The organism is Sphingomonas sp. FUKUSWIS1 (assembly GCF_000733135.1).
Taxonomy (GTDB): Bacteria; Pseudomonadota; Alphaproteobacteria; order Sphingomonadales; family Sphingomonadaceae; genus Sphingomonas; species Sphingomonas aerolata.
Map to the genome: position 1 here is coordinate 1 of NZ_JPJC01000111.1, position 1,625 is coordinate 1,625.

The 1,625-nt window shown below is 70.4% G+C and carries 1 protein-coding gene; it reads left to right on the forward strand.

Features of this window, described 5'->3' with window-relative positions:
- A partial coding sequence (locus sphsw_RS07770; protein WP_152555429.1) for an RluA family pseudouridine synthase occupies positions 1-1,103 on the forward strand: 1,103 nt, incomplete at its 5' end.
- Positions 1,104-1,625 lie beyond the last annotated feature (522 nt).

The following is a 1,625-nucleotide window of genomic DNA, read 5'->3' on the forward strand; positions in this document are numbered from 1 at the left end:
CGGGCCAGATGCTGCGCGTGCCGCCGCCCGAAGCCGACAAGGCCACCGCCGACGTCGACGCGCCGCGGCGCGTGCGCGAGCGCGTGATCCTGTCGGACGAGGAGACCGAAGCCGCGCAGGCGATGGTCATCCACAAGGATTTCCAAGCCTTCGTGCTGAACAAGCCGCCGGGCCTGGCGACGCAGGGCGGCACCAAGACGACGCAGCATGTCGACGGGCTGCTCGATGCGCTCCAATATGACAATGAGGGCCGGCCGAAGCTGGTCCACCGGCTCGACAAGGATACGTCGGGCGCACTGCTGGTGGCGCGGACGAGCCGCGCGGCGGCGTTCTTCGCCAAGGCGTTTTCGGGGCGGACTGCTCGGAAAGTCTATTGGGCGCTGGTGGTCGACGTGCCGTCGATCGAGGACGGCATGATCGAGCTGCCGATCGGCAAGCAGCCCGGCACCGGCGGCGAGAAGATGCATGTCGACGAAGCCGAGGGCGCGCCCGCGCGGACCCGGTACCGCGTGATCGAGCGCGCGGGCAACCGCGCCGCCTGGGTCGAGCTGCAGCCCTTTACCGGCCGCACCCACCAGCTGCGCGTCCACATGGCGGCGATCGGCCATCCGATCGTCGGCGACGGCAAATATGGCGGCGCGGCGGCGTTCCTGACCGGCGGCATCTCGCGCAAGATGCATCTGCATGCGCGCCGCATCAAGGTGGACCATCCCGATGGCGGCTCGATCGACGTGACCGCCGACCTGCCGACGCATTTCGCGGAAAGCCTGAAGCAGCTGGGCTTCGAGGAGTCGCTCGGCGATGCACTGGTGCTCGACGAGAAGACCGCGCCGTCGCGCGAGGAGATCAAGTCGCGCGCCAGGGCGCATGCGAAGTCGGTCCGCAAAGAACGCCGCGGCGAACGTCGCGGGCGCGGTGTGGTCGAGGAGAAGACCGCGGGGGGCAAGCCTGCGGGGCCGAAGACGGGTGGTTCGCGGACGGGCGCGGGGTCGAAGTTCGGCGCGCCGCGGAGTGGGCCGCGGGTCGAGGGTGCAAAGCCTGGTGGCCGGGGGCGCCCGGGGGGGAAGCCGAGTGGGCCTAGGAGTGGGCCTGGGGCGCGGTGATCTAGCGGGTTGGCCTCGCCCATATCCACTACCACCCCGGCGCAGGCCGGGGTCCCGTTGGAGAGGTTGCAGTAACCGGGTGCTGCGCGCCGTTAGCACCGTCCCCCAACTGGGCCCCGGCCTTCGCCGGGGTGGTGGTGATTGTTGGGTGCCCCTCTACCCGTTCCCCCGCGGGGGCGGGGGTCAAGGGGCCATGATCGGCAGCGCTGCTTGAGTCCTGGGCCCCCGCCTCCGCGGGGGAACGGATCAGCGCGAGCGTTACCGCAACAGCCGTCGAACGCCTCCGGTCATCGTGCCGAGCACCAGATGTGCGATGTGGTCGAGGACAGGAACGCGGCGGGCGAGCCGAGTTGGCCCTGCAGCGGGCCGGCGTCGCGGTGATCTAGCGGGTCGACCTCGCCCGACTCCAACACCACCCCGGCGAAGGCCGGGGTCCAATTGGGGAGGTTGTAGTAACCGGGTGCTGCGCGCCGTTAGCACCGTCCCCCAACTGGACCCCGGCCTTCGCCGGGGTGGTTATTA